We start from the raw sequence: 21,123 nt of genomic DNA, 5'->3' as shown, positions 1-21,123 counted from the left end.
AGGCTATGAATTTTATAGATAATCTTAAAAAATCATTTAAAACAAATCATAGTAAAAATGCATTATGCATTGATGAGGTATTTTATACATACCAAGACTTAACCGATGCTATTTTCAAAATACGCTTATATATTCAAAATAATATCGCACCAAATGAAAATTTGATAGGTTTGGTTGCTAACAATGATTTAGAGACATATGCATCCATTTTCGCAATATGGTTTGAAAACAAAGCCTACATACCCGTTAACCCATTTGCACCGCTAGAAAGAAATATAAAAATCTTTGATCTGGCAGAGGTTAAAACAGTATTTGATGCTTCAAATAGCTCAGCGTTCAAAAAGAACTTTAACGTTCTTAACACTTCAAAAATCGATACCAAATCGAACCCTAAAAACCTAAAAGAAATTCCTTTCACTAAAAACGATATTGCCTATATTTTATATACCAGCGGCAGTACCGGTACACCAAAAGGTATTCCTATAAGCTTTAAAAACTTAAACGCACTCTTAACTGCCTTAGACCAAGATAAGGAGTACAAACTAAACAATTCGGACAAATGTTTAATGATGTACGACCTTACTTTTGATGCATCTCTTACAGCATTCTTGCCCGCGTTTTTAGCAGGTGCTTGCTCTTACACCGTGCCAAGTAATTCCATAAAATACTTTCAGATATTCAAGCTCCTTTTAAAACATAAGCTAACGGTTATAAAAATGGTACCGGCAATTATTAATTACCTACGCCCCTACTTTCCAGAAATATACGCGCCAAGTGTAAAATATTGTATTTTTGGAGGCGGTAAATTAAACGAAGATATTGTTAAAGAATGGATTAAATGCATACCCAATAGCAAGCTATACAACCATTACGGCCCAACAGAATGTACGGTTTGCAGCACCTATTACAACTATAAATTTAACAGTAAAAATCCAACTTATAATGGTGTGCTATCCATAGGGAAGCCACTTAAAGGTATTGAGTTTATGATTGTTGATGATGCTAACAAAAAAGTTGATGCAGGAACGCATGGCGAACTCTGCCTATCTGGAGATCAGCTCACGGAAGGATACTGGAAAAATGAAGCACTCAACAAATCTACTTTTTTTAACCTAAAAAACGGTGAAAAAAGATTTTACAAAACCGGAGATATTTGTTTTTTAAATCAAGAAGGATTACTTATGTATGTAGGCCGAAAAGATTTTCAAGTAAAAATAAGAGGCTTCAGGGTAGAATTGGGCGAAATTGAATACCACGTACGCAGCGTTACCAATAACAACATCTGCGTAATAGATATAGACAATAATGATGGCAACAAGGAAATTGCACTGGTAATTGAAGGCAAAAAAACAAATACCGATAGCCTTTTTGAGCATCTACAAAATAAATTGCCAAATTACATGGTGCCCACAAAAACCTTTTTTATAACAGAATTACCGCACAATACCAATGGTAAACTAGACAGAGCGCAACTAAAAAAACTTATACAACAACCATGACAAAAGAAATTATACTAGAAAAAATCTCAGCTGCATTTACAAAAATTCTAGAACACAGCAACTTTAAGCTAGAAGACAACACCACAGCTAACGATGTTGATGGCTGGGAATCTATAACGCACATGCTTATAATAACCGAAATAGAGCAAATGTTCGGGATAAAATTTAAACTCATGGATTTAATGAACATGGACAATATTGGCGATTTAATAGCTTCCATAGAAAAAGAAACATCAAACCCCAACTAATTGCTATGTACAAACATTTTTTTAAACGCATAATAGATATAATAGGCGCCCTAATTGGTCTTGTTTTGCTATCACCCATCATTATAGCCACCATATTACTTTTATTCATTGCCAACAACGGTACACCTTTTTTTATACATCGCAGACCCGGTAAAAACGAAAAGATTTTTAATCTAATCAAGTTTAAAACCATGAACGATAAAAAAGATAGCTCTGGTGAGTTTTTGCCTTTTGATCAACGAGTTACCAAAGTTGGTGCATTTGTAAGAAAATATTCGTTAGATGAAACGCTTCAACTAATAAACGTTATTAAAGGCGATATGAGCTTAATTGGCCCAAGACCACTGCTTATAGAATATTTACCATTATACAACGAAAAGCAAAAAAGACGGCACGAGGTTAAACCAGGCATAACCGGTTGGGCCCAGGTAAATGGCAGAAACACCATACTTTGGGTTAAAAAATTTGAATACGATGTTTGGTACGTTGACAATCTTTCTTTAGCCCTTGATATTAAAATACTTTTACTAACAATAAAAAAAGTAATTATTAAAGAAGGCGTTAATAATTCTGAAAGCTTAAACATGACAACCTTTACAGGTGGCGATAACGAATAGTATATGAAAAGAAAAGAAGGCATAGGATCGTATTTTCATCTTGAAAGCAAACCAGAAAAAAATCTAAACCTATCAAAAAAATTAAATTTGGATTATACGGTTTTTTATACCGGAAGACATGCCCTGTTGCATATTTTGAATGAAATTTCAGCCTCTAAAAAAATATCCAAAATCTGGTTTCCAAACTATTACTGCCAACACACATTAGGTTGGATTAAGCATACTTATAAAAATATTGAAACCTATAACACGAATCCTTTTGAATTTTCAGAAAACATTGAAATAACCACATTTGCAACACCAAACGATGTGGTTTTAATAAACAACTATTGGGGGCTAAGCACAATGCCACAATACCAAACAAATAGACCCATTGTAATTGAAGACCACTCCCATGGTTGGTTAAGCAACCCTTGCCTAAACAGTAAAGCCAATTATTGCTTTGTTTCGTTACGTAAATCGCTGCCCATACCATTAGGTGGCATTTACTGGACACCAAACCCTATCGTTCCTAAAATAAATAACTTGTTTAAAGCTGATGAAAACTTTTATAAAACCTGGGATTTAATGCAAGAGGCCATGGCACTTAAAACAAAGTTTATTAATGATTGTAAAGCAACAGATAACCAAACATTTTTGCCTAAATTCTATGAGGTTGAAGAAGCACTAAACCACAACTATACCTTTACAAAACTATTAAAAAACCATGGCGACTTTATAGAATCTTTCTTAAATTTTGATGTTAAAAAAATAAAGCAAGAAAACCTAGGTTTACTATATTCTAAAATTAAAGCCAATCCCCATTTTAAAATAGTAAAACGCGAAGGATATACAGCTTTTGGGTTATTATTATTATTTAAAAACAAAACGAAATACAATGCTTTAAAAACGTATTTAGTTGATAACAACATTTATCCTTCTTCGCTTTGGCCAGATAACAACATACCCTACAAATGGCAGCATTTTTTAAACATACATGTAGATTTTAGATACACCACAGCAGATATGGAGCATATTGCATCGACACTAAACAAATGGTTGGCCATTAATTTCTTGGAAGATTAGCAAAACAATGAAAAACAACCCATTTACATCTAAGATATTCACGACAATTTGGTCTAAGCATTTTAACAATTCCAATCCGGAAAAGATTTTTAATTTTATTGAAAACCTCTCGTTTGTTAAAAACAAATATTTACCGTTTTATATAAATATTGGCAAAAACTTAACCAATGGCTTATCTTATACAATAAAAAAAAATGAAGCAGATTATAAAAACAAGGTGTTCTTTATATACGATGTTCCTTCGCTTGTAAACATTACAAAACCAGACACAGGCACATTAAAACTAATAACAATAAGGCAGTACAAAGGGTATTTGGCCAATCTAGAAAATTATACAAACTTACAAGATTATATTTCAGACAACTTTAGTTCGAGAAGCAGAAAGGTATTTAAAAAACACCTTGTTAAATTAGAAACCTGCTTTAACATAAAATATAAAATGTATTATGGCGACAATATCACTAAAGATGAGTACGATTTTATATTTAAAAATTTTAACAGACTATTGAAAAAAAGATTTAGTGAAAAGCGTATAAACAACCATTATTTGTCTGATAAAAAATGGAACTACCTTGAAGCATTGGTATTCCCAATGATATTGGATAAAAAAGCCTCGATATTCGTAATCTATGATAAAGACACTCCCATTAACATCTCGGTAAACTACTTATCAAGCAACATTGTTTTTGGGGCTTTAACGGTTTTTGATACCGATTATTCTAAATTCAATATTGGATTTATAGACATCATGAAGCACTTAGAGTGGTGTATTGAAAACAAGTTTCTAATATTCGATTTTTCTAAAGGGGATTTTGAATATAAGAAAAGATGGGGAAACACATTTTACCACTTTGATTATCATTTACTATACGATTCATCTTCTATACTTGCTAAGCTTATTGCTAATTCCCTTGGTCAATATTTTAAGATTAAACAACTGCTTAGAGACAAGAATATACACACAAGATTTCATGAGTTTATTTTTTTATTAAAGGGCAAAAAAACAAAAGCAAACACTTTTAATGTATTAAATTGCGATGGCGGCATTGCAGAAAACGAACTTGAACGTTTAGATTATAACCAAGAAAAATATGTGTTCTTGAAAAGAAGGATATATGAGTTTTTGTATAAACACTCAGAATCGATTAACGATATTGAAGTTTACGCTGTTACCCCTTCTCAAAAAACCTATTTTATTAAAGGCAAAAAAAACAGTATTAAGCTTAAATTTTGCGAAAAACCTAAATAATATGCTTTAATTAAGCACTTTTTGATTTTGTTGGTAAAGTCCCTGCTTTTCTGTAAGCCGGAAAAAAACCAATTTTGTTTTGCTCTGGTTTTTTTTCGCCTTCTTCCAAGGCATTGTGTGTGTGTACCAATTTAGCGTAAATATCTTTATTAACAATCTTTCTTCCTGTGTAGAAAATAATGTCTTCATCATTGGGAAAGAAAGATTTTTTATATCGGTAAAGGTTATCTAAATCTTCTCTTCCACCGCCAAGGTTGTAATATTCAAAATTATTTGCTCTGGCCCATTTCATAACTTCTACTTTTAAAAAGTCGTTTGGCCGTAAATTAAAATAGTCCATTAATGTACCGCCTAAATAAGAGTAAAGCGTATCGCCCGCTATTAGAATTAGTTCTGTAGAGATGGGTAAATCGTCTTTGTAAATAAAAACATATACAATTTTATCTTTGCTTAAGCGCGTAATGTTTTTAAAATAATCTAGAGAATAATAGTAGTCCGTATTGGCATTTACGCGTTTCATGGTACTAATGTATATGTTGTAAAACCTTTCAATATCGGCATTTTCTATGTTTTTGTAAACTATGTTTGATGTTAAATTGTTAGAAATGGCCTTTCGGCAATTCGTTCTAACTTTTTGCTTTAAGTTGCTCCATTGCGTTTCTTCATCCAGAATAACACCTCTAACGTTCGATAAAGTTGGGATTAACACGCCCGAGTAAAACTGAAAATTATTGTTAAGGCTAAATCTTATAAATTCTGAAACTACACTGTTGGCTTTGTACCAAGAGTCCACTTGCTCCCAAAATTCTATCAGATACCCTCTGGACATGTTGGTGTTAAACAAAGGGCCACTGTAGCCATACGGCGAAATTACATCGTAGTAGTTGGTACTGTCTATTCTTGTGGCAATTTTTCTTAGAACAAAGGGCATTAAAATTAAAATGTCTCCATTATCTTTTTTAAAGGTAAAATACCTTAGCTCGTTGCCGTCTCCTTCGTTTATTATAGACTTAAGGAATTTAGAAAATGGATTTATAACATCAAAAGAATCCACAATGCTTAAATAGGTTGCAAAATCTTTGTCGTCTAATATTTTATTTACTGTTAACTCCATGGTATATTTTTATATTTAAAACAATAAATCTTTAATCTGGGTTAAATTGTTTATTGTATAAGTAGGTGTTTTATCTGGGTTTAAATTAAGGTTTTGTGCATGAATGTTTTTACCGTTATCCAACAAACATAAACTGGTCCAGCCCAACGCGTTTGGTGCTACAAAATCTTTTTTTGTGTTGTCGCCAATGTAAACGTAATTAAACCCATTGCCATATTTATTGGTGTAATATTCATAATTAGCCACATTTGGTTTTTCTGACCCGAATTCTTCAGATATTATAACGTCATCAAAAAAATCGGCTAGTCCCAAGGCCTTTATTTTATTTCGTTGCTGGGTACTTCTGCCATCTGTAATTACTCCTAATTTATGTACTCTGCCTTTTAAATGTTCTAGCAGTTTTTTATTTTGATTGGTTAAACTGATGTTAGGCAGATGGTTTCTATATATTTTCAGCAAATATTCAACATCAACGTCTGTTAAATGGTTTTTGGCTAAAACTTCTTTAAAAGCGTTTTGTTTATTATTGTAATAGCTTAGCATTTCAGTTAAAATCTGGTTAGCCGACTTATTTAGTTTGGTTGACAAAAAACCGGCTATTTCAACAAATGCAGATTCTAAAAAATCTATTTCATTGTATAAGGTATCATCCAAATCGAAAACTATTATCAAATTACTTTTTGTAGTCATGCACAAGTATTTCGTTATCAAATCTCAACATTAACAAGTTAGATTCCCAAGCGTTAAAAAAATCGATATCCTGGTTAAAAAGGTATTCTTGTATAATCCATTTCGGAAAATTTGCACCGGCCAAATAGCTTAAAGGGTAGCCACCGCCAAATCTGGCATTAATCTCAATGCCATAAACTTTATTGGTTTTAGAGTTTTTAAAAAACTGGGCTGTTAAGCAGCCTTTAGCGCCTTCTATATGGCTTAGGTGCTCTATAATATAATCAACCAGCGAATTTTTTTGCGTTATGCCTTTATTTACCTCTCCGTCTCTTACTTCTATTCGCATTCTGGGGATAACAGATTTTAAATTACTGTTTTTATCATAGTAAAGGTCGCAGGTAAACTCATCGTATTCATCATGGTCTATATATTCCAGAAACATTAAATCTTTGTTTATAAAATGGTATTCTGTTAAATCTTCATGGTTTTTAATTACAAAAGTATCTATGCTTCGGCTTCCGTTAAATGGTTTTATAAACAAAGGCAACTTGTAATCGTACTTCGAGTATTCTTTGGCTACATTTATATTGTTTTCAATAAAAAAAGCGCTCATTTTTCTTTTGTCCCTACAGATGCCAATAAATGCTTTTGATGAGACTATGGGATTAATCCCGTTTTTTTCAAATAATTTAACGTTTTCTGCCAACAGGAGCAGTTCGGTATCTATTGTTGGGATTATTAGTTTTATGTTATTCGCCAAACAGGTGTCCAAAAGGCTGTTTAGGTAGCTTTTATGGCTTACCAAAGGCAGCTTGAATGCTTGGTCAGAGACATGGCAGGCTGCAGATAGCTCGATGTTAAAATCTGTGGTCATTACTTTCCCTTCGGGTATTAAATTTTTCAATTCTTTTTGAAAGGCCTTGACCAGAGATACTCTTCTTCCTGCGGAAGTTATCAAAATATTCATTGATTGTCTTTTTTTGTTAAAATAAAGTAGGCTGTAAATTTAACAAAAAAAACATGTATGCTTTAATTTTTAGATGATAAACCACAATAAAAGATGTAATGCAGACAAGCAAGAATAATGGTGTGCTTTTATGGCTTTAATCTTGATTTTTAATACGATTGAAAATTAATTCGCTTATTAAATTACGCCCATGGTTGTTCCAATGCCTATCGTATATCAAGGTGGTTGGTTTTTTTGATGCGTTTAAGGCACCGTAAAAATCTATGTAGCTGTAATTATTGCTTTCAAGATAATCTAAAAATACCTGGGGCGTTTCATTAGAGTTTAAAAGCAGTGTAAACCGTTTTTTATCGTACCCGTATTTTTTTGTGAGCGATTTAAAATTCTCTATATATTTTAGCTGTGTTTTCTGTATTTCTTCAGAAGTTTTCTTGTTACCTGTGTTCGCGGTGTTTTTTTTAAAAGCAGAAAGCATATTGCGCATTAGTTTTGATGCAGAGTCGAAAAAACCACTGTTTTGTGCATAAACTATCAATTTAATTTTACGAAGGTTTTGGTATAACGGCGACTCAAGCCGCATTCTGTCTGCCACAACGCTGTACTCGCCCCGTGTTAAATCGTTTTCAAATTTTAGGCCCAACACCACATGGTCTATTTTATCGAACATATTTTTATAGGCATGTATTAAATGCAATTGGTCTGCAAAATCGTAGCCCGCATAACCAAACTCGTAAACTTCAACATTGGGGAGCTTGTGCTCTATTTTTTTTCCGATGGAATTATAATAATGTTGGTGAAAGCCTTCGATAAACGAATCGCCAACCAAGGCTATTTCTGTCTTATCGTGCGTTGGTGCAAATTCTCGATACGAATTAAACCCAGACCCATTGATTTTGTACTCAGAGAAATTTTGCCTTCTAATACCCGTTACAGACATTCCGGTCTGGTTGGGCACCCATTTCTCTACATTAAACTCGTCAACATACCGCGACGGATAGTCTTTTGTTAAATGTAAAACACGTATTGCGGCTTCTAGTGCCAAAAGTATCAATGCGGCATAAAGGGCGGTTTTTAAAAACAGTTTTTTCATTTTTTATTAGAATTGAAAATAAATGAACGACCTATCGATAGTATCATCGTAAAAGAGCAGCATCAGCAATATTGCTAAGGTATATATTATAAATCTAACAATTTTCGATTTGAATTTAAATGGAGATCGTTCGTCTTTTCTTATGCTATATTCATATAAAACAAACAGTGCCAAAAGTATATAGTAATCAATCATTCTATAGCCCATAGGATGGTGGTACACCTCGTAGGTAAAGTTAGAGAGTATCCTTTTTATAAAACCAAAGGCATCGGTAATGGATTCCGATCTAAAGAAAATCCTGGAAAAGGTTACTATGCCAAAGGTTAAAATAACCTGCCCTATTTCTTTTAACGATGGGAAAAATGTATGCTGGCCCACTACACTGTTTTTATAAATGGTATTTCTGCCCAACAAAAACACAGGTATAAATGCCAAGGCATGAAAAGCGCCCCAAAATATAAAGGTCCAGTTGGCACCGTGCCAAAAGCCGCTAACCAGGAAAATGATAATGATGTTTCTAACCGATTTTAGCTTGCTCACACGGGAGCCGCCCAAGGGTATGTAAACATAATGCCTAAACCATGTAGAGAGCGATACGTGCCACCGCTGCCAGTATTCGGCAACATTTCTGGAAAAATTAGGGAATTTAAAGTTAGACATAAGCTCTATACCAAACAATTTGGCTGTACCTATGGCAATATCAGAATATCCGCTAAAATCTCCATAAACCTGAAAACTAAATAATGTAACCCCTAAAACAAGTGTTGAAGCTGGATATGTTGAGTAGTTTGCAAAAATATCATCTACAATTGGCCCCAGCGAATCTGCAATAACTATCTTTTTAAAAAGTCCCCACAGTATTAACTTTATACCACCAACAGATTGATTGTAATTAAACGCTCTTTTGGTGGTTATTTGAGATAATAAATTTGAAGCACGTTCAATAGGGCCTGCCACCAATTGCGGAAAAAAGCTAACAAAAGTGGCAAACGATAAAAAATCTTTTGTGGGTCGCTGTAGTTTTCCATAATACAAATCAAAAGAATACGACATGGTTTGAAACGTATAAAACGATATGCCAACTGGTAAAATAACCTGTAAGGTCCATGTGCTTTTCATGTGGTAACCAAGCATTGCGAACATATCTACCCAAGATTCAACAAAAAAATTGAAGTACTTAAAAAAACCCAATAGCCCAACATTAAAAAGCACGCTTACCCAAAGCCACGATTTTCGAATCGCTTTTTTTTCACTGGTATTTATTTTCAATCCAACAAAATAATCTACTGTGGTGCTAAGCAATATCAACGATAAAAACCTCCAATCCCACCAGCCATAAAACAGGTAACTTGCAAAAAGAAGCAGTAAGTTTTGGGCTTTAAGGCTTTTTTTAAAAACCAGCCAATATAGTAAGAAAACTATCAGTAAAAATATAAAAAACTCTATGGAATTAAATACCATGTTTTACAAATTAATTACCCTAAATTAAAATTTTAATAAATGTCTCTTAAACGTTCAATACTATCAAAATTATTCTTTGAATTGCAAAATTATCACTCAACTAGCACAAAATACCTATTAATAGCTATTCACAAATAGGAGCTTTATGCGTCTATGACGAAATTATTGGTAATTAATCTATTTTTAATTTATTAGGTGCTTAAAAATAATATTTTGGAACAATAATAGGTTAAGGTATTGATTATTAACCCTCCGAATCTTTTTAAAATTTATATAAAATGAATATTGTCTCAGAAATCGTAAAGCAAAGTTACCCTATTGATGAAATATCGTCTGTAAATGCTGCCACATTTAAAAAAAATTATCTAAGCAAAAAGAAACCTGTGCTAATAAAGGGTATGGCAAACCAATGGGGGGCTACAAAAAAATGGGATTTTGATTTTTTATCGAACCTTAACGATGTCAAAGATGTTTATTTACTCTCGGATAATTTTATACAAGACGATAATAGATATAAAAGTGCATCATTTAAAGAGTATATTTTACAGTTAAAAAATGCCGAAAAAAACAATACTACAGTAAAAGACTACCTAACTACTTTAGATATTTTTAAATTTTATCCGCATTTAAAAGAAGATATAGATTTTTCTTTATTTGAAAAGCACACCAAAGAAAATGTTGTAAATGCTTGGATTGGCCCACCTAACACAATTTCTGGTTTTCATGCCGATACCGCCAACAATGTGTATGCGCAAATAAAAGGCAGAAAAATGTTCATTATCTGCTCAACGGCGTTTAACAAAACCATGTACCCCAGTAAAAAGCACATTTACGGCGCTGTTGCAAGTAATGTAGATATAAATAATTTTGATGCTTCAAAATATCCTGAATTTAAAAACAATAAATTTATAAGCGTTGTTTTAGAGCCGGGCGATGTGCTATATGTGCCCCAAAACTGGTGGCACTACGTTCAAGCTTTAGATTATTCTATTAGCATTAGCAATTTTGGCTATACCAAAAAAGAACTTTACACTTTAATTCTTAAAGAAAGAATAATGCAATCGTTACATAAAAGAGGCTATTATAAGCCCAATAATTGCTTCTGCTGCGAAAAGCAATAAAAAAAAGCCCTTTTTTACGAGGGCTTTGATAAATTGGCAATTTTAATTTAATGTAACTTATAAATCATTAAAAATAGAATGCATTAAGCGTTTCTTGTCGTTTAAACTTTCCTCTAGCGATATCATGGTCTCTGTTCTGTAAACACCTTCAATATCATCGAGCATAAAAATAATTTCCTTGGCGTGCTCTGTACTTTTGGCTCTTATTTTGCAAAAAATATTGAATTTCCCAGTGGTTATGTGGGCTACGGTTACAAACGGAATATCGTTTATACGCTCCAGAACAAATTTAGTTTGAGAAGTGTTGTTAATAAAAAGGCCAACGTAAGCAATAAACGAATAGCCTAGTTTTTTATAATCTAAAGTTAAAGACGAACCTCTTATAATACCAGATTCTTCCATTTTTTTTACACGTACATGAACTGTCCCTGCAGAAATCAGTAATTTTTTAGCTATGTCTGTAAACGGTATTCTTGTGTTGTCAATTAACATATCAAGAATTTGATGATCGATTTCGTCTAATTTAATTTTCCCCATAATTAATTATTCTTAAATAATAAGCAAAATTAATACATTTTTAATAATAAAGAGATACTATTTCTACTTTTTGTTATTAAATTAAGACAATTTTACTATTATTTACTATTACGAAATCGTTTTCGTTATTAACTTTTACCGGATTGCCAAATTCATCCAATACTCTATGGTTATTGGCATCAATCTCTTTATGGCCATAAAATTGAGTTAGTTTTTTTATTTTTTCTATTTTGGGCACAAACTCAATTTTACCGTTTATTAGTTTTTCTTGGTACATTATGGCAATGTCTTCAACTTTAAGCTTGTTGCCCTTCACTACTTTAGCATTTCTTATAATGACATCAAAAAAACATTTTTCGTTTTCAGGAATATCAAAATAGGCTTCATATAAATTCCCATTAACAGTAGTATTAGCTATGTAATTTAAAGATTCGAGCATAGCTGTGTAAATATATTCACGTGTTTTTTCGCGGGCATAATCCTCATGAAAATGACCAGCTTCAAACAAAATAGTGGGCACATTTTGGCTCTGAAAGGTGTCGCCCACACAATTTAAATTAAAAGCATCATCGTAAACACCAACCTGATCCGGAATTTCTTTTTGTAGTGCCCTATTCATAACAGCAATAATTTCCATAGCTATTTTTCGTGTAGATGTAATTGAACATGCTTGGTCTTGGGCTGGTGCTAAAAATGATACTGTTGCAGATTTATTTGCTTTTCCAGCACCAAAAATGGTTCGCTGCCCATGAAGGTTATAACAAAAGTGCGGCTTAAAACTATTAAAAACAGCTCTTAAAACCTTGCTTTCAGGTTGGGTTAAAGCTTGTGCATCCCTATTAAGATCTTCCCCATTGGCATTAACCCTGGTGTAAGACTCTGCGCCATCTGGGTTTAATATGGGAATAATGTGCAAAGTACAAACCTCTAAAATATAATTAAGATTATTAGCATCAATTAAAGTGTTTAGTAGGTCGAACAGGGCTTTTGTTGTGGTCGATTCGTTACCGTGCATTTGCGACCACATTAATATTTTTTTAGGGCCTTTGCCCAATTTTACGGCGTAAATAGGTTTGCCCAATACAGACTTACCAATGGTTTTAATACCCAGCTTATCTTTAAGCTTATCCAATAACGGTTTAATATCTCGATTGGTTATATAACGGTGTGTCAAACTGTTTTCTTTGTGTTTTATAAACAGTAATTTAATATACTCTGTATCCATTGATTTTTTTTGTGATACAAATGTAAACATTTAGTAATTTACATTTGTAAACAAAGGATTCAAAGCATTTTGTTTACATCTATAACCATATTATAAATTTATGGGGTGTTAAAAACCGTGTTAAATCTTAAAAATATTATTTCACTAATAAGAGTATCATTATCAGTACTTTATGCTATTTAATATAAATAAATAGTTTATATTAAATAAGTTTATTTATTATCGTTAATACTATAATTTATATTAAATCGTTACATTTGTAACGTATTAAATCGCAATCACGAATTTACAATGATAAACAACGAGGCTTTCGTAAAAAGACTAAAAAAAGTTATGGATTATTATGGGGAATCGGCTTCTTCTTTCGCCGAAAAGATCAACGTACAACGGTCCAGTATTTCACATATTTTATCAGGTAGAAACAAACCTAGTTTAGACTTTGTTTTAAAAGTGCTTTATGCCTATCCGGAGGTTGAACTCTATTGGCTTTTAAATGGCAAAGGAGAATTTCCAGCAAATCGTGTTTTGGAAAACGTTAGGGCCAATACTAAAGATTTGAAAATCGAGGAAACCCCATTTGCTGTACCAAAAAATAAAGAAAAGGAAATTGAGCGCATTATCATATTGTATTCTGATGGGAGTTTTGATAATTTCAAGAACTAATATCTTTTTAATTTAAACATGGCCACAATTGCTTTCTTTAGTAATTTTGTGCAAAAATAATGTTATGCGTGTATTTAGTTTATTGTTATTGCTTAGTGTTTTTGGCTGTTATGAAACTTCTAGAAATTGTAAGAACTATAAAACAGGTAAGTTTTACAGCGAAGTTACTTTAAACGGCGTATTGTACAAATCTTCTTTTACTAGAAACGAAGATTTGCAAATTGAAACCTACAACAAAAAAACAGACTCTTCTAAATTGCGTTGGATAAACGATTGCGAGGTTATTTTTAAAACCATTAATCCAAAAAACATGGCCGAAAGAAAAGATATTCACTTAAAAATATTAACTACCACCGATTCGTCTTACACTTTTGAATACTCGTATGTAGGGGAAACAAAAAAGCAAAAAGGGGTAGCTTATAAAGTTTTAAAGTAGTTAATCGAGAGGGTATAGAAACGACTCTATTAAATTAAATTTTAGCTGTTTATCTTCAGTTATTTCGTAGGTTAAAAATATCTCGCCCCAATAATCGCCATCAGAGAAATCGGCAATTATCCATTTATGATTTAATAATTTAACAGTGTTAATTAACATTTTCCGGCCTTCGCTAGCCGCATAGGGCACAATGGGGTGTTGCCCTTTAATTTCGTTTAACTTATAAAGTTCGTCTTTTATAAAAGGGATCAGCTCTTCGGTATTGTAGCCGTCTTTTTCAAAATAACTAATCGCATCTTCATTGTTGTGCAAATTAAAATGCGATAGCGTTAAAATATCGTGTTGCAAAACCGCTATTGAATCTTTGTAGGTTTTGGATTTTTCTTTATAATTTTCCAATTTATTATTCAAATCTTCAAAAATACGTTTAGAATTAACATACTGAAACAGCACTAGCAATGCCGAAAACACAAAAAGGTATATAAAAATTTTTTGTTTCATTGTTTACTTTTTTAAATGGTTATCTGTAAGCCATCGTATGCGAGAAAAACATTTTTTGGCAGCTTTTGCTGTACCTCGTCGTGAAAACCCAACAAGTGGCTTATATGTGTAAAATAGGCTTTTTCGGGTTTTACTTTTTCAACAAATCGCAGTGCTTCGTCTAGATTGAAATGAGAAATATGTGGCTCAATACGCAAAGCATCAACCACCAAAACCTTGAGTTTTTTAAGTTTTTCAACCTCAGTATCTTCAACGGTTTTCACATCGGTTAAATAGGCAAAATCATTCATTCTAAAACCAAAAACCTGTACAAAATGGTGGTCTGCATTAATGGGCACAACATTTATTCCAGATAAATCAAACGGCTTGTTTTCAATGTTGTTTGTAATTATTGTTGGTGCTCCTGGGTATTTGTTTTTGGTTTCAAAAATATATTCGAACCGCTTTTTAATAGATTCAATTACACGTTGGTGCGCATAAATATTCATGTCGCCATTTAAATAGCATAGCGGCCTAATATCATCTAAACCAGCAACATGGTCAGAATGTTCGTGCGTAAACAAAATCCCATTAATTTTATGGCATTTGCTTTGCAGCATTTGCTGTCTAAAATCGGGGCCACAATCTATTACATACGCATACTCGTCCCACTCGATTAAAACAGAGACCCGTAACCGCTTATCTTTAGGGTTTTTGCTAAGGCAAACCGGATGCGTACTCCCTATTACCGGAATGCCCTGAGATGTGCCCGTACCAAGAAATGTGATTTTCAAAAGTCTTAATATTGAAGCACAAAAATAAGCTTATTTTTTTGTTTGCTACAGTTATTTAATACCTTTGTAGAGATTACTTCTAACTCTAAGAAATATGGAAATTACCATAAAAGGCGATAAGGAATTTGACGATGTACCATCGTTAAAATCTAAAGCATTGCGTATAAATTTAAACGAAAATATTTATGGTTCTTTTGCAGAAATTGGAGCAGGCCAAGAAACTTGCCGCCATTTTTTTAGAGCAGGTGGTGCTTCTGGCACAATAGCAAAAGCCATGTCTGCATACGACAAGGATTTTAGTGATGCTATTTACGGAATTGAAGACGATAGGCGCTACGTAACCGAAGCGCGTTTGCGCAAGATGCTTTCGCACGAAATGGATCTAATGGTAAAACGTATAACACGAGATAAACACCCAAACAAAATATTTTTTGCCTATGCCAATACGGTTGCAACTATAGATTTTGCTAAAAAATTTAAAGGCCATGGTTGGGTGGGTATTAAATACCAAGTTGAATCTGGAGCAGATTACAACGAAATTATACTGCACGTGCGCTTTAAAGAAACCGATGCCCGTTTGCAACAAGAAACCTTGGGCGTTTTAGGCACAAACTTAATATATGGTGCGTTTTACAAGTACAACGAACCCAAAAAGCTGCTTCGTTATTTGTACGACCACTTAGATAAAGACCAATTAGAAATTGACACCATAAATTTTTCCGGCCCTGTCTTTAAAAATGTCGACAACAGGCTTATGAGCTTGCAGTTGGTTAAAAACGGCATGACAGACGCCGTAATGTTTAGTCCAGAAGGAAACAATGTGCTACCAGCAAAAGTACTTTATAAAAAAAATATTTTAGCGCTCCGCGGAAGTTTTAGGCCCGTAACCAAAGTAAATATGGCAATGTATGAAAAATCATACGAAATGTTTATTAAAGAAAATAAGGTAAATGTAGATAAAACCGAAGTGGTTTTTGAAATAACCCTATCCAACCTAAGGGCAGAGGGCGAAATAGACGAGCAAGATTTTATGGATAGAGCAGATTTGCTGTGCTCGCTCGGGCAATCTGTAATGATCTCAAATTTCCAAGAATATTATAAAGTAGTAGAATATTTCTCAACTTATACCAAAGCGAGAATGGGGCTAGCCATGGGCGTTAATAATTTAATTGAAATTTTTGACGAGAAATACTACCGCCACTTAAGCGGCGGTATTCTTGAAGCTTTTGGCAAATTGTTTTTTAAGGATTTAAAAGTGTACCTATACCCCATGCAAGACCCTAAAACCGGCGAACTAATAAGCAGTAAAAACCTAAAGGTATATCCTAGAATGAAAGAACTTTACAAATTCTTTAAATACAACGGAAAAGTAATTGACATAGAAGATTACGATACTAGCATTATGGGCATTTTCTCTAGGGAAATCCTTAACAAAATAGAAAACGGAGAGCGCGGTTGGGAAAACATGGTGCCAGAGGGCATTGCCGATTTAATAAAAGATTACAGACTGTTTGGCTACACCCGTAAGCCTTTAAAACCAATGAGCATTAAAAAAAGAACGGTTAAAAAATAATCGTTTTTAAAGCCTAGCCCAATATTTGAGCGGCGTGGTCTTTGGTTTTCACCTTATCGATTACACGCTCTACAACACCGTTTTCATCAACAACAAAGGTTTTTCTGTGAATACCATCAAACTCCCTGCCCATAAACTTTTTTGGCCCCCAAACACCAAAGGCATTAATTACCGTTTTTTCTTCGTCTGCCAAGAGCGGAAACGGAAAATCGTATTTATTTTTAAAGTTAGACTGCTTTTTTGCAGAATCGGCACTAACACCTAACAACTCAAAACCTTTTTCTTTTAAAACATCGTAGTTGTCTCTTAAATTACAAGCCTCGGCCGTACAACCCGGTGTATTGGCTTTTGGATAAAAAAACACGATTAGTTTTTTGTTTTTGTAATCGGTTAAACTAATTATGTTTCCTTGTTCATCTTTAGCTTCAAAATTTGGCACCTTATCGCCTACTTTTAATGTTTTCATCTATTAAAGTTTTAATACAATTTTATTAGCAAAATGCCCATTATGGACTTAACTTTGTGTAAAAATACAATCTAATGACCAAACAAGAAAGCGTAAACTTCATTATTAATACCCTATACAAACTATACCCTGAAATCCCCGTTCCTTTAGACCATAAAGACCCATACACACTCCTTATAGCGGTATTAATGTCTGCACAAAGCACCGATGTTCGCGTAAATAAAATAACACCTTTATTATTTGAAAAAGCAGATAACCCGTACGATATGGTTAAGCTTACAGTTGAAGAAATTCGAGAGATTATAAAACCCGTGGGGCTTTCGCCGATGAAAAGCAAAGGCATCCATGGGTTATCTGAAATTTTAATAGAAAAATATAACGGAGAAGTTCCCAAAACATACGAAGCTTTAGAAGCATTACCCGCTGTGGGGCATAAAACCGCAGCAGTTGTACTTTCGCAAGCTTTTGGAATTCCCGCATTCCCTGTGGATACGCATATTCATAGATTAATGTACCGATGGAATTTAAGTAACGGCAAAAACGTAGTGCAAACCGAAAAGGATGCGAAACGCCTTTTCCCCAAAGAACTCTGGAACGATCTGCATTTACAGATTATATGGTACGGAAGAGAATATTCTCCGGCACGCGGTTGGGATCTGGAGAAAGATATTATTACTAAAACTATTGGGAGGAAAAGTATTTTAAAGGAATATTATAAAAAGAGAAAACAACAATAATAAATCAATGCTGAGTTTAACCCACATAATAAAAACGAAAATATATTAATTCTATTATAATATTTTCCTTAAATTTAAAGTGACTAATCAGCCATAACTCTCTAGTAACAAAGCAATTATTTGTAAGATAAACTACCTTTAGATGAGTTCGAAACACACTTCAGATTTAGTTCTATCATTTAAAAACTTAATAGTTAGTATAAAACCCTATGCAAAAGCGCAAAAGGTGGAATTAATTTTTCAAAGCCATGTTGAAAGCCTTCCTACAATATTTGACTTAGAAGACTTTACCTTCAAATTCACAAAATTTATTAAAAAAATCATATCATTTACTCCAGAATCATTTAAGGTGTTAATTAATTTTAATATGATGACTTCTTCAAAACATCATGTTCGTATAGAAATAGAAAATACTGGTGCAGACTTATCGAGAATCCGAGAAATAACTTCAATAATTAATTATAATTGTCATGTTTTAAAGACTTCAAAAGGAACGCGATATAATATTGATATCCCACTAAATGAAACAACAGCTAATCCTGTTATTTTTGAAAACAAAAATAATTTAGGCTATACACCATATTATATTGAAATTAACAGACGTTTAAATACTCACTTTAAAGAAATAGAAAGTTTTGAACTGGCTGCTGATAAAAAAAACAAAAAAGAGGCTTCTTTTTTACGAAATACCAATAAAGTAATTAACGCTAGAATGGGCGACAGCAACTTTAAGGTAGATGCGCTTGCAAAAGCCATGGCATTAAGTAGAAGCCAGCTTTTTAGAAAAATAAAGATGTTGACACAAATGTCTCCAAATCAATATCTATTATTTTACAGGCTACAAATAGCTAAACACATCATAGAAACTGAAGAAAACGACCTTAATATAAGTGAAGTTGGTTATCAAGTGGGCTTTATAAGTAAAAGTCATTTTTCAAGATCATTTCAAAAACAGTTTGGATTATCTCCATCCAAATATAAAAAAAGCAACATGCAACATTAAGGCAACAATCCGCAACCAAAAGTCAATAATCGAGTTTATAAATGCCCTAATTTTGGAATACTAAAAGCTATTAATAATGGAAACAACAAAACAAAACCGAGCATTTATAGTGCGCTACTTTAATGCTATATCTGGCGTTATAAAAACTGATGAACTATGTAGACAATATACGAACGACCAAAAACTCATAGACCATATCTTATTTTTCGATGGCGCATTTCCTAAGTACGAATTGTTTATAGAAGAAATGATTGCCGAAGACGATAAAGTACTTGTAAGAGGAAGAGCTTGTGGAATCCATGAAGCGGATTTTGATGGCATACCACCCACTTACAAAAAAATGGATCTACCATTTGTAATTCGCTACACAGTTACAGACAACTTAATTACAGATCATTGGCTTATAGCAGACCAAGTTATTTTAATGGAACAATTGGGTGTTATAAATAATACTAACAAGAAGGCTATATAGTACATTAAATAGCTTTTCATTCTCCCTTTCCCCTAGTACTCTTAAGTTTTAGCATGATTTACAATGTTGCTTTAATAGCGACACAGGATAACTATACCCAAAAACTAATTTCTTTTCAGGAGTGTTTAAAGCTTTTTTAATTGGAGTTATAAAATGAAATTATTGGTTAAAAACAAAACTTATGAAATACGCTAAACCCATACTAGTATATTTATATATCTACGCTACTTTAATACTTGCTGCATATACGGAAATCGAAACACTACTTGATTATTCCAATAATCAGCCACCATCAGCATTTGACTTGATAGCCTATCATTAATCTTTAAAACTTAGAAATTATGAAAACAAAAAACCTATCCGTAAAAATAGTAAGCACCATACTATTAATTAGTATATGCTTAATGTGCTGTAGTAAAAACGAAGAAAATGATATAATAACCAACTCCCCGCCCGAAGCTTTTTCACTAATTGGCGTAACCAACAATGCGCTTAATGTTGATGTATTGCCAAGTTTTACTTGGGAGACCTCAACAGATGTCGATGGAGACGCTGTAAGCTATGACCTTTATTTAGATACTGAACCCGACCCAACAACGCTTTATGCAGAAAACTTAACTAATACCAGTTATACTGTAACTGAGCGTTTGGGTTTGGATAGTAAGTATTATTGGAAGGTGATGGCTAAAGATAATAAAGGTGGTATTATAAGTAGTGATACTTTTACTTTTTATACCCGAAACTTAAATATTCCAGACAAAGCTTTTAGAGAAGTCAATATGTCACAATACAACCTATTAAGTGGTCACGAATCTATTGTATTTAAAAATAAACTATGGATTATTGGTAAAACAGAAAGATCTAAATCCTTTATTTGGTATAGTGAAGATAATGGGGAAACTTGGAAGTCATCGTCAGCAAACATTCCATTTAAAGCGAGAACAGCTTTTTCGCTGGTTGTCTTTAAAAACAAATTATGGCTGATTGGTGGAAGTGGTGCAACATCATCAATAGGTATGTTAAATGATGTTTGGTATACCGAAAATGGTAATGAGTGGCATGAGGCAACTTCTAATGCTCCTTTTTCAAAAAGATATGGTCATCAATCATTCGTTTTTAATGATAAAATATGGGTAGTTGGAGGATATGCATATGCAACAGGTGGCCATAGAAATGACATTTGGTCTAGCAATGATGGTATTGGTTGGATTGAAGAAACAAGTAATGCTGAATTTTCCAAACGCAATGGCTTTAGTATTAACATTTTTAATAATAAAATATGGTTAATAGGTGGAGGAAGTAATGAGGGAGCCCTAAATGATGTATGGCAAAGTGAAAACGGCATTAATTGGAAAAAGATAAACACAAAAACTATATTTTCTAAAAGATCTGGATTTAGTGCAATTGTTTATGACAATAAATTATGGGTTTTTGGTGGAGTTAGTCAGAATGATGGACTTCGTAATGATATTTGGTACAGTTCTGATGGGGTAAGCTGGAAAGCAAGAACAAGTAAAGCTCCATTTTCGCCGAGGGTTAATCACACATTAAATATTTTCGACAATAAAATATATATGATTGGTGGTTGGACTGATCCTTCAAACTCAAATGAAATATGGGTTTTTGACTAATCT

Annotated in this window: 23 protein-coding genes; 13 read left to right on the top strand and 10 right to left on the bottom strand. The window is 33.1% G+C overall.

All coding sequences use genetic code 11. The annotated features are described in order from the left end of the window. Positions 1-5 precede the first annotated feature (5 nt). Genes ACFSQS_RS02555 through ACFSQS_RS02535 form a run of 5 tightly spaced genes read left to right on the top strand, consistent with a single transcriptional unit; the run spans position 6 to position 4,678 of the window. Complete coding sequence (locus ACFSQS_RS02555) at positions 6-1,499, top strand: AMP-binding protein (RefSeq protein ID WP_388013608.1); 1,494 nt, start codon at positions 6-8, stop codon at positions 1,497-1,499. Next, entirely contained in the window at positions 1,496-1,747 is a 252-nt protein-coding gene (locus ACFSQS_RS02550; protein WP_388013605.1) for an acyl carrier protein, read from the top strand. The genes ACFSQS_RS02555 and ACFSQS_RS02550 overlap by 4 nt, the downstream gene beginning before the upstream one ends. Positions 1,748-1,752: 5 nt before the next feature. Then, positions 1,753-2,364: a sugar transferase gene (locus ACFSQS_RS02545; protein ID WP_388013602.1), complete on the top strand. Its 612-nt coding sequence runs from the start codon at positions 1,753-1,755 to the stop codon at positions 2,362-2,364. 3 nt (positions 2,365-2,367) lie between these two features. Continuing rightward, complete coding sequence (locus ACFSQS_RS02540; protein WP_388013599.1) at positions 2,368-3,429, top strand: hypothetical protein; 1,062 nt, start codon at positions 2,368-2,370, stop codon at positions 3,427-3,429. 7 nt (positions 3,430-3,436) lie between these two features. Then, complete coding sequence (locus ACFSQS_RS02535) at positions 3,437-4,678, top strand: GNAT family N-acetyltransferase (protein ID WP_388013596.1); 1,242 nt, start codon at positions 3,437-3,439, stop codon at positions 4,676-4,678. Positions 4,679-4,688: 10 nt separating this feature from the next. On the opposite strand, the gene ACFSQS_RS02530 is transcribed toward ACFSQS_RS02535, so the two are convergent. From ACFSQS_RS02530 to ACFSQS_RS02510, 5 genes are all read right to left on the bottom strand, one after another. Beyond that, on the bottom strand, positions 4,689-5,792 hold the full coding sequence (locus tag ACFSQS_RS02530; RefSeq protein ID WP_388013593.1) for a GNAT family N-acetyltransferase: 1,104 nt from the start codon (positions 5,790-5,792) through the stop codon (positions 4,689-4,691). Between the two features lie 15 nt (positions 5,793-5,807). Then, positions 5,808-6,482, bottom strand: a complete 675-nt coding sequence (locus ACFSQS_RS02525) for an HAD family hydrolase (protein ID WP_388013590.1) — start codon at positions 6,480-6,482, stop codon at positions 5,808-5,810. Continuing rightward, positions 6,466-7,431, bottom strand: coding sequence for an ATP-grasp domain-containing protein (locus tag ACFSQS_RS02520; RefSeq protein ID WP_388013587.1), 966 nt, complete (start codon positions 7,429-7,431; stop codon positions 6,466-6,468). Before ACFSQS_RS02520 ends, ACFSQS_RS02525 begins: the two co-directional genes overlap by 17 nt. A gap of 136 nt (positions 7,432-7,567) precedes the next feature. Continuing rightward, positions 7,568-8,521, bottom strand: coding sequence for a hypothetical protein (locus tag ACFSQS_RS02515; RefSeq protein ID WP_388013583.1), 954 nt, complete (start codon positions 8,519-8,521; stop codon positions 7,568-7,570). 6 nt (positions 8,522-8,527) lie between these two features. Next, positions 8,528-9,982, bottom strand: coding sequence for an MBOAT family O-acyltransferase (locus ACFSQS_RS02510; RefSeq protein ID WP_388013580.1), 1,455 nt, complete (start codon positions 9,980-9,982; stop codon positions 8,528-8,530). A 278-nt stretch (positions 9,983-10,260) separates the two neighbouring features. Here ACFSQS_RS02510 and ACFSQS_RS02505 point away from each other — a divergent pair, with 278 nt between their 5' ends. After that, complete coding sequence (locus ACFSQS_RS02505; protein WP_388013577.1) at positions 10,261-11,103, top strand: cupin-like domain-containing protein; 843 nt, start codon at positions 10,261-10,263, stop codon at positions 11,101-11,103. Between the two features lie 57 nt (positions 11,104-11,160). Here ACFSQS_RS02505 and ACFSQS_RS02500 read toward each other — a convergent pair whose 3' ends face one another. Beyond that, positions 11,161-11,640, bottom strand: a complete 480-nt coding sequence (locus ACFSQS_RS02500; protein WP_388013574.1) for an Lrp/AsnC family transcriptional regulator — start codon at positions 11,638-11,640, stop codon at positions 11,161-11,163. A 76-nt stretch (positions 11,641-11,716) separates the two neighbouring features. Beyond that, on the bottom strand, positions 11,717-12,865 hold the full coding sequence (locus ACFSQS_RS02495; RefSeq protein WP_388013571.1) for a M14 family zinc carboxypeptidase: 1,149 nt from the start codon (positions 12,863-12,865) through the stop codon (positions 11,717-11,719). 291 nt (positions 12,866-13,156) lie between these two features. On the opposite strand from ACFSQS_RS02495, the gene ACFSQS_RS02490 reads away from it, so the two are divergent. Continuing rightward, a complete protein-coding gene (locus ACFSQS_RS02490; RefSeq protein WP_388013568.1) occupies positions 13,157-13,528 on the top strand; it encodes a helix-turn-helix domain-containing protein in 372 nt (123 codons plus the stop codon). A 64-nt stretch (positions 13,529-13,592) separates the two neighbouring features. Beyond that, positions 13,593-13,964, top strand: coding sequence for a DNA topoisomerase IV (locus ACFSQS_RS02485; RefSeq protein WP_388013565.1), 372 nt, complete (start codon positions 13,593-13,595; stop codon positions 13,962-13,964). Here ACFSQS_RS02485 and ACFSQS_RS02480 read toward each other — a convergent pair whose 3' ends face one another. Together ACFSQS_RS02480 and ACFSQS_RS02475 are read right to left on the bottom strand one after the other, a co-directional pair. Continuing rightward, positions 13,965-14,465: a hydrolase gene (locus tag ACFSQS_RS02480; protein WP_388013562.1), complete on the bottom strand. Its 501-nt coding sequence runs from the start codon at positions 14,463-14,465 to the stop codon at positions 13,965-13,967. An 11-nt stretch (positions 14,466-14,476) separates the two neighbouring features. Beyond that, the gene (locus ACFSQS_RS02475) at positions 14,477-15,238 is read right to left on the bottom strand and encodes an MBL fold metallo-hydrolase (RefSeq protein ID WP_388013559.1); all 762 of its coding nucleotides are present in this window, start codon (positions 15,236-15,238) and stop codon (positions 14,477-14,479) included. 94 nt (positions 15,239-15,332) lie between these two features. On the opposite strand from ACFSQS_RS02475, the gene ACFSQS_RS02470 reads away from it, so the two are divergent. Next, entirely contained in the window at positions 15,333-16,811 is a 1,479-nt protein-coding gene (locus tag ACFSQS_RS02470) for a TonB-dependent receptor (RefSeq protein WP_388013556.1), read from the top strand. A gap of 13 nt (positions 16,812-16,824) precedes the next feature. On the opposite strand, the gene bcp is transcribed toward ACFSQS_RS02470, so the two are convergent. Further along, positions 16,825-17,277, bottom strand: a complete 453-nt coding sequence (gene bcp, locus ACFSQS_RS02465; protein WP_388013553.1) for a thioredoxin-dependent thiol peroxidase — start codon at positions 17,275-17,277, stop codon at positions 16,825-16,827. Positions 17,278-17,351: 74 nt separating this feature from the next. On the opposite strand from bcp, the gene ACFSQS_RS02460 reads away from it, so the two are divergent. The 4 genes from ACFSQS_RS02460 (at position 17,352) to ACFSQS_RS02445 (ending at position 21,120) form a co-directional block, all read left to right on the top strand. Beyond that, on the top strand, positions 17,352-18,014 hold the full coding sequence (locus tag ACFSQS_RS02460) for an endonuclease III domain-containing protein (RefSeq protein ID WP_388013550.1): 663 nt from the start codon (positions 17,352-17,354) through the stop codon (positions 18,012-18,014). A 142-nt stretch (positions 18,015-18,156) separates the two neighbouring features. After that, the gene (locus tag ACFSQS_RS02455; protein ID WP_388013547.1) at positions 18,157-19,017 is read left to right on the top strand and encodes a helix-turn-helix domain-containing protein; all 861 of its coding nucleotides are present in this window, start codon (positions 18,157-18,159) and stop codon (positions 19,015-19,017) included. A 76-nt stretch (positions 19,018-19,093) separates the two neighbouring features. Next, a complete protein-coding gene (locus tag ACFSQS_RS02450) occupies positions 19,094-19,489 on the top strand; it encodes an ester cyclase (protein WP_388013544.1) in 396 nt (131 codons plus the stop codon). A 341-nt stretch (positions 19,490-19,830) separates the two neighbouring features. Continuing rightward, positions 19,831-21,120 (top strand): Kelch repeat-containing protein, encoded by a 1,290-nt coding sequence (locus ACFSQS_RS02445; RefSeq protein ID WP_388013541.1) that lies wholly within the window; start codon positions 19,831-19,833, stop codon positions 21,118-21,120. The last annotated feature ends 3 nt before the right edge of the window (positions 21,121-21,123 follow it).

It is taken from the genome of Gelatiniphilus marinus, from assembly GCF_042684345.1.
Lineage (GTDB): Bacteria > Bacteroidota > Bacteroidia > Flavobacteriales > Flavobacteriaceae > Gelatiniphilus > Gelatiniphilus marinus.
Note: the sequence above shows the minus strand (reverse complement) of the source record. Positions and strands in the feature narration are given on the sequence as shown.

Bases quoted from the DNA above. Each gene is read 5' to 3' on its own strand.
- ACFSQS_RS02555 (WP_388013608.1), top strand. From the start codon at position 6: ATGAATTTTATAGATAATCTTAAAAAATCATTTAAAACAAATCATAGT.
- ACFSQS_RS02550 (WP_388013605.1), top strand. From the start codon at position 1,496: ATGACAAAAGAAATTATACTAGAAAAAATCTCAGCTGCATTTACAAAA.
- ACFSQS_RS02545 (WP_388013602.1), top strand. From the start codon at position 1,753: ATGTACAAACATTTTTTTAAACGCATAATAGATATAATAGGCGCCCTA.
- ACFSQS_RS02540 (WP_388013599.1), top strand. From the start codon at position 2,368: ATGAAAAGAAAAGAAGGCATAGGATCGTATTTTCATCTTGAAAGCAAA.
- ACFSQS_RS02535 (WP_388013596.1), top strand. From the start codon at position 3,437: ATGAAAAACAACCCATTTACATCTAAGATATTCACGACAATTTGGTCT.
- ACFSQS_RS02530 (WP_388013593.1), bottom strand. From the start codon at position 5,792: ATGGAGTTAACAGTAAATAAAATATTAGACGACAAAGATTTTGCAACC.
- ACFSQS_RS02525 (WP_388013590.1), bottom strand. From the start codon at position 6,482: ATGACTACAAAAAGTAATTTGATAATAGTTTTCGATTTGGATGATACC.
- ACFSQS_RS02520 (WP_388013587.1), bottom strand. From the start codon at position 7,431: ATGAATATTTTGATAACTTCCGCAGGAAGAAGAGTATCTCTGGTCAAG.
- ACFSQS_RS02515 (WP_388013583.1), bottom strand. From the start codon at position 8,521: ATGAAAAAACTGTTTTTAAAAACCGCCCTTTATGCCGCATTGATACTT.
- ACFSQS_RS02510 (WP_388013580.1), bottom strand. From the start codon at position 9,982: ATGGTATTTAATTCCATAGAGTTTTTTATATTTTTACTGATAGTTTTC.
- ACFSQS_RS02505 (WP_388013577.1), top strand. From the start codon at position 10,261: ATGAATATTGTCTCAGAAATCGTAAAGCAAAGTTACCCTATTGATGAA.
- ACFSQS_RS02500 (WP_388013574.1), bottom strand. From the start codon at position 11,640: ATGGGGAAAATTAAATTAGACGAAATCGATCATCAAATTCTTGATATG.
- ACFSQS_RS02495 (WP_388013571.1), bottom strand. From the start codon at position 12,865: ATGGATACAGAGTATATTAAATTACTGTTTATAAAACACAAAGAAAAC.
- ACFSQS_RS02490 (WP_388013568.1), top strand. From the start codon at position 13,157: ATGATAAACAACGAGGCTTTCGTAAAAAGACTAAAAAAAGTTATGGAT.
- ACFSQS_RS02485 (WP_388013565.1), top strand. From the start codon at position 13,593: ATGCGTGTATTTAGTTTATTGTTATTGCTTAGTGTTTTTGGCTGTTAT.
- ACFSQS_RS02480 (WP_388013562.1), bottom strand. From the start codon at position 14,465: ATGAAACAAAAAATTTTTATATACCTTTTTGTGTTTTCGGCATTGCTA.
- ACFSQS_RS02470 (WP_388013556.1), top strand. From the start codon at position 15,333: ATGGAAATTACCATAAAAGGCGATAAGGAATTTGACGATGTACCATCG.
- bcp (WP_388013553.1), bottom strand. From the start codon at position 17,277: ATGAAAACATTAAAAGTAGGCGATAAGGTGCCAAATTTTGAAGCTAAA.
- ACFSQS_RS02460 (WP_388013550.1), top strand. From the start codon at position 17,352: ATGACCAAACAAGAAAGCGTAAACTTCATTATTAATACCCTATACAAA.
- ACFSQS_RS02455 (WP_388013547.1), top strand. From the start codon at position 18,157: ATGAGTTCGAAACACACTTCAGATTTAGTTCTATCATTTAAAAACTTA.
- ACFSQS_RS02450 (WP_388013544.1), top strand. From the start codon at position 19,094: ATGGAAACAACAAAACAAAACCGAGCATTTATAGTGCGCTACTTTAAT.
- ACFSQS_RS02445 (WP_388013541.1), top strand. From the start codon at position 19,831: ATGAAAACAAAAAACCTATCCGTAAAAATAGTAAGCACCATACTATTA.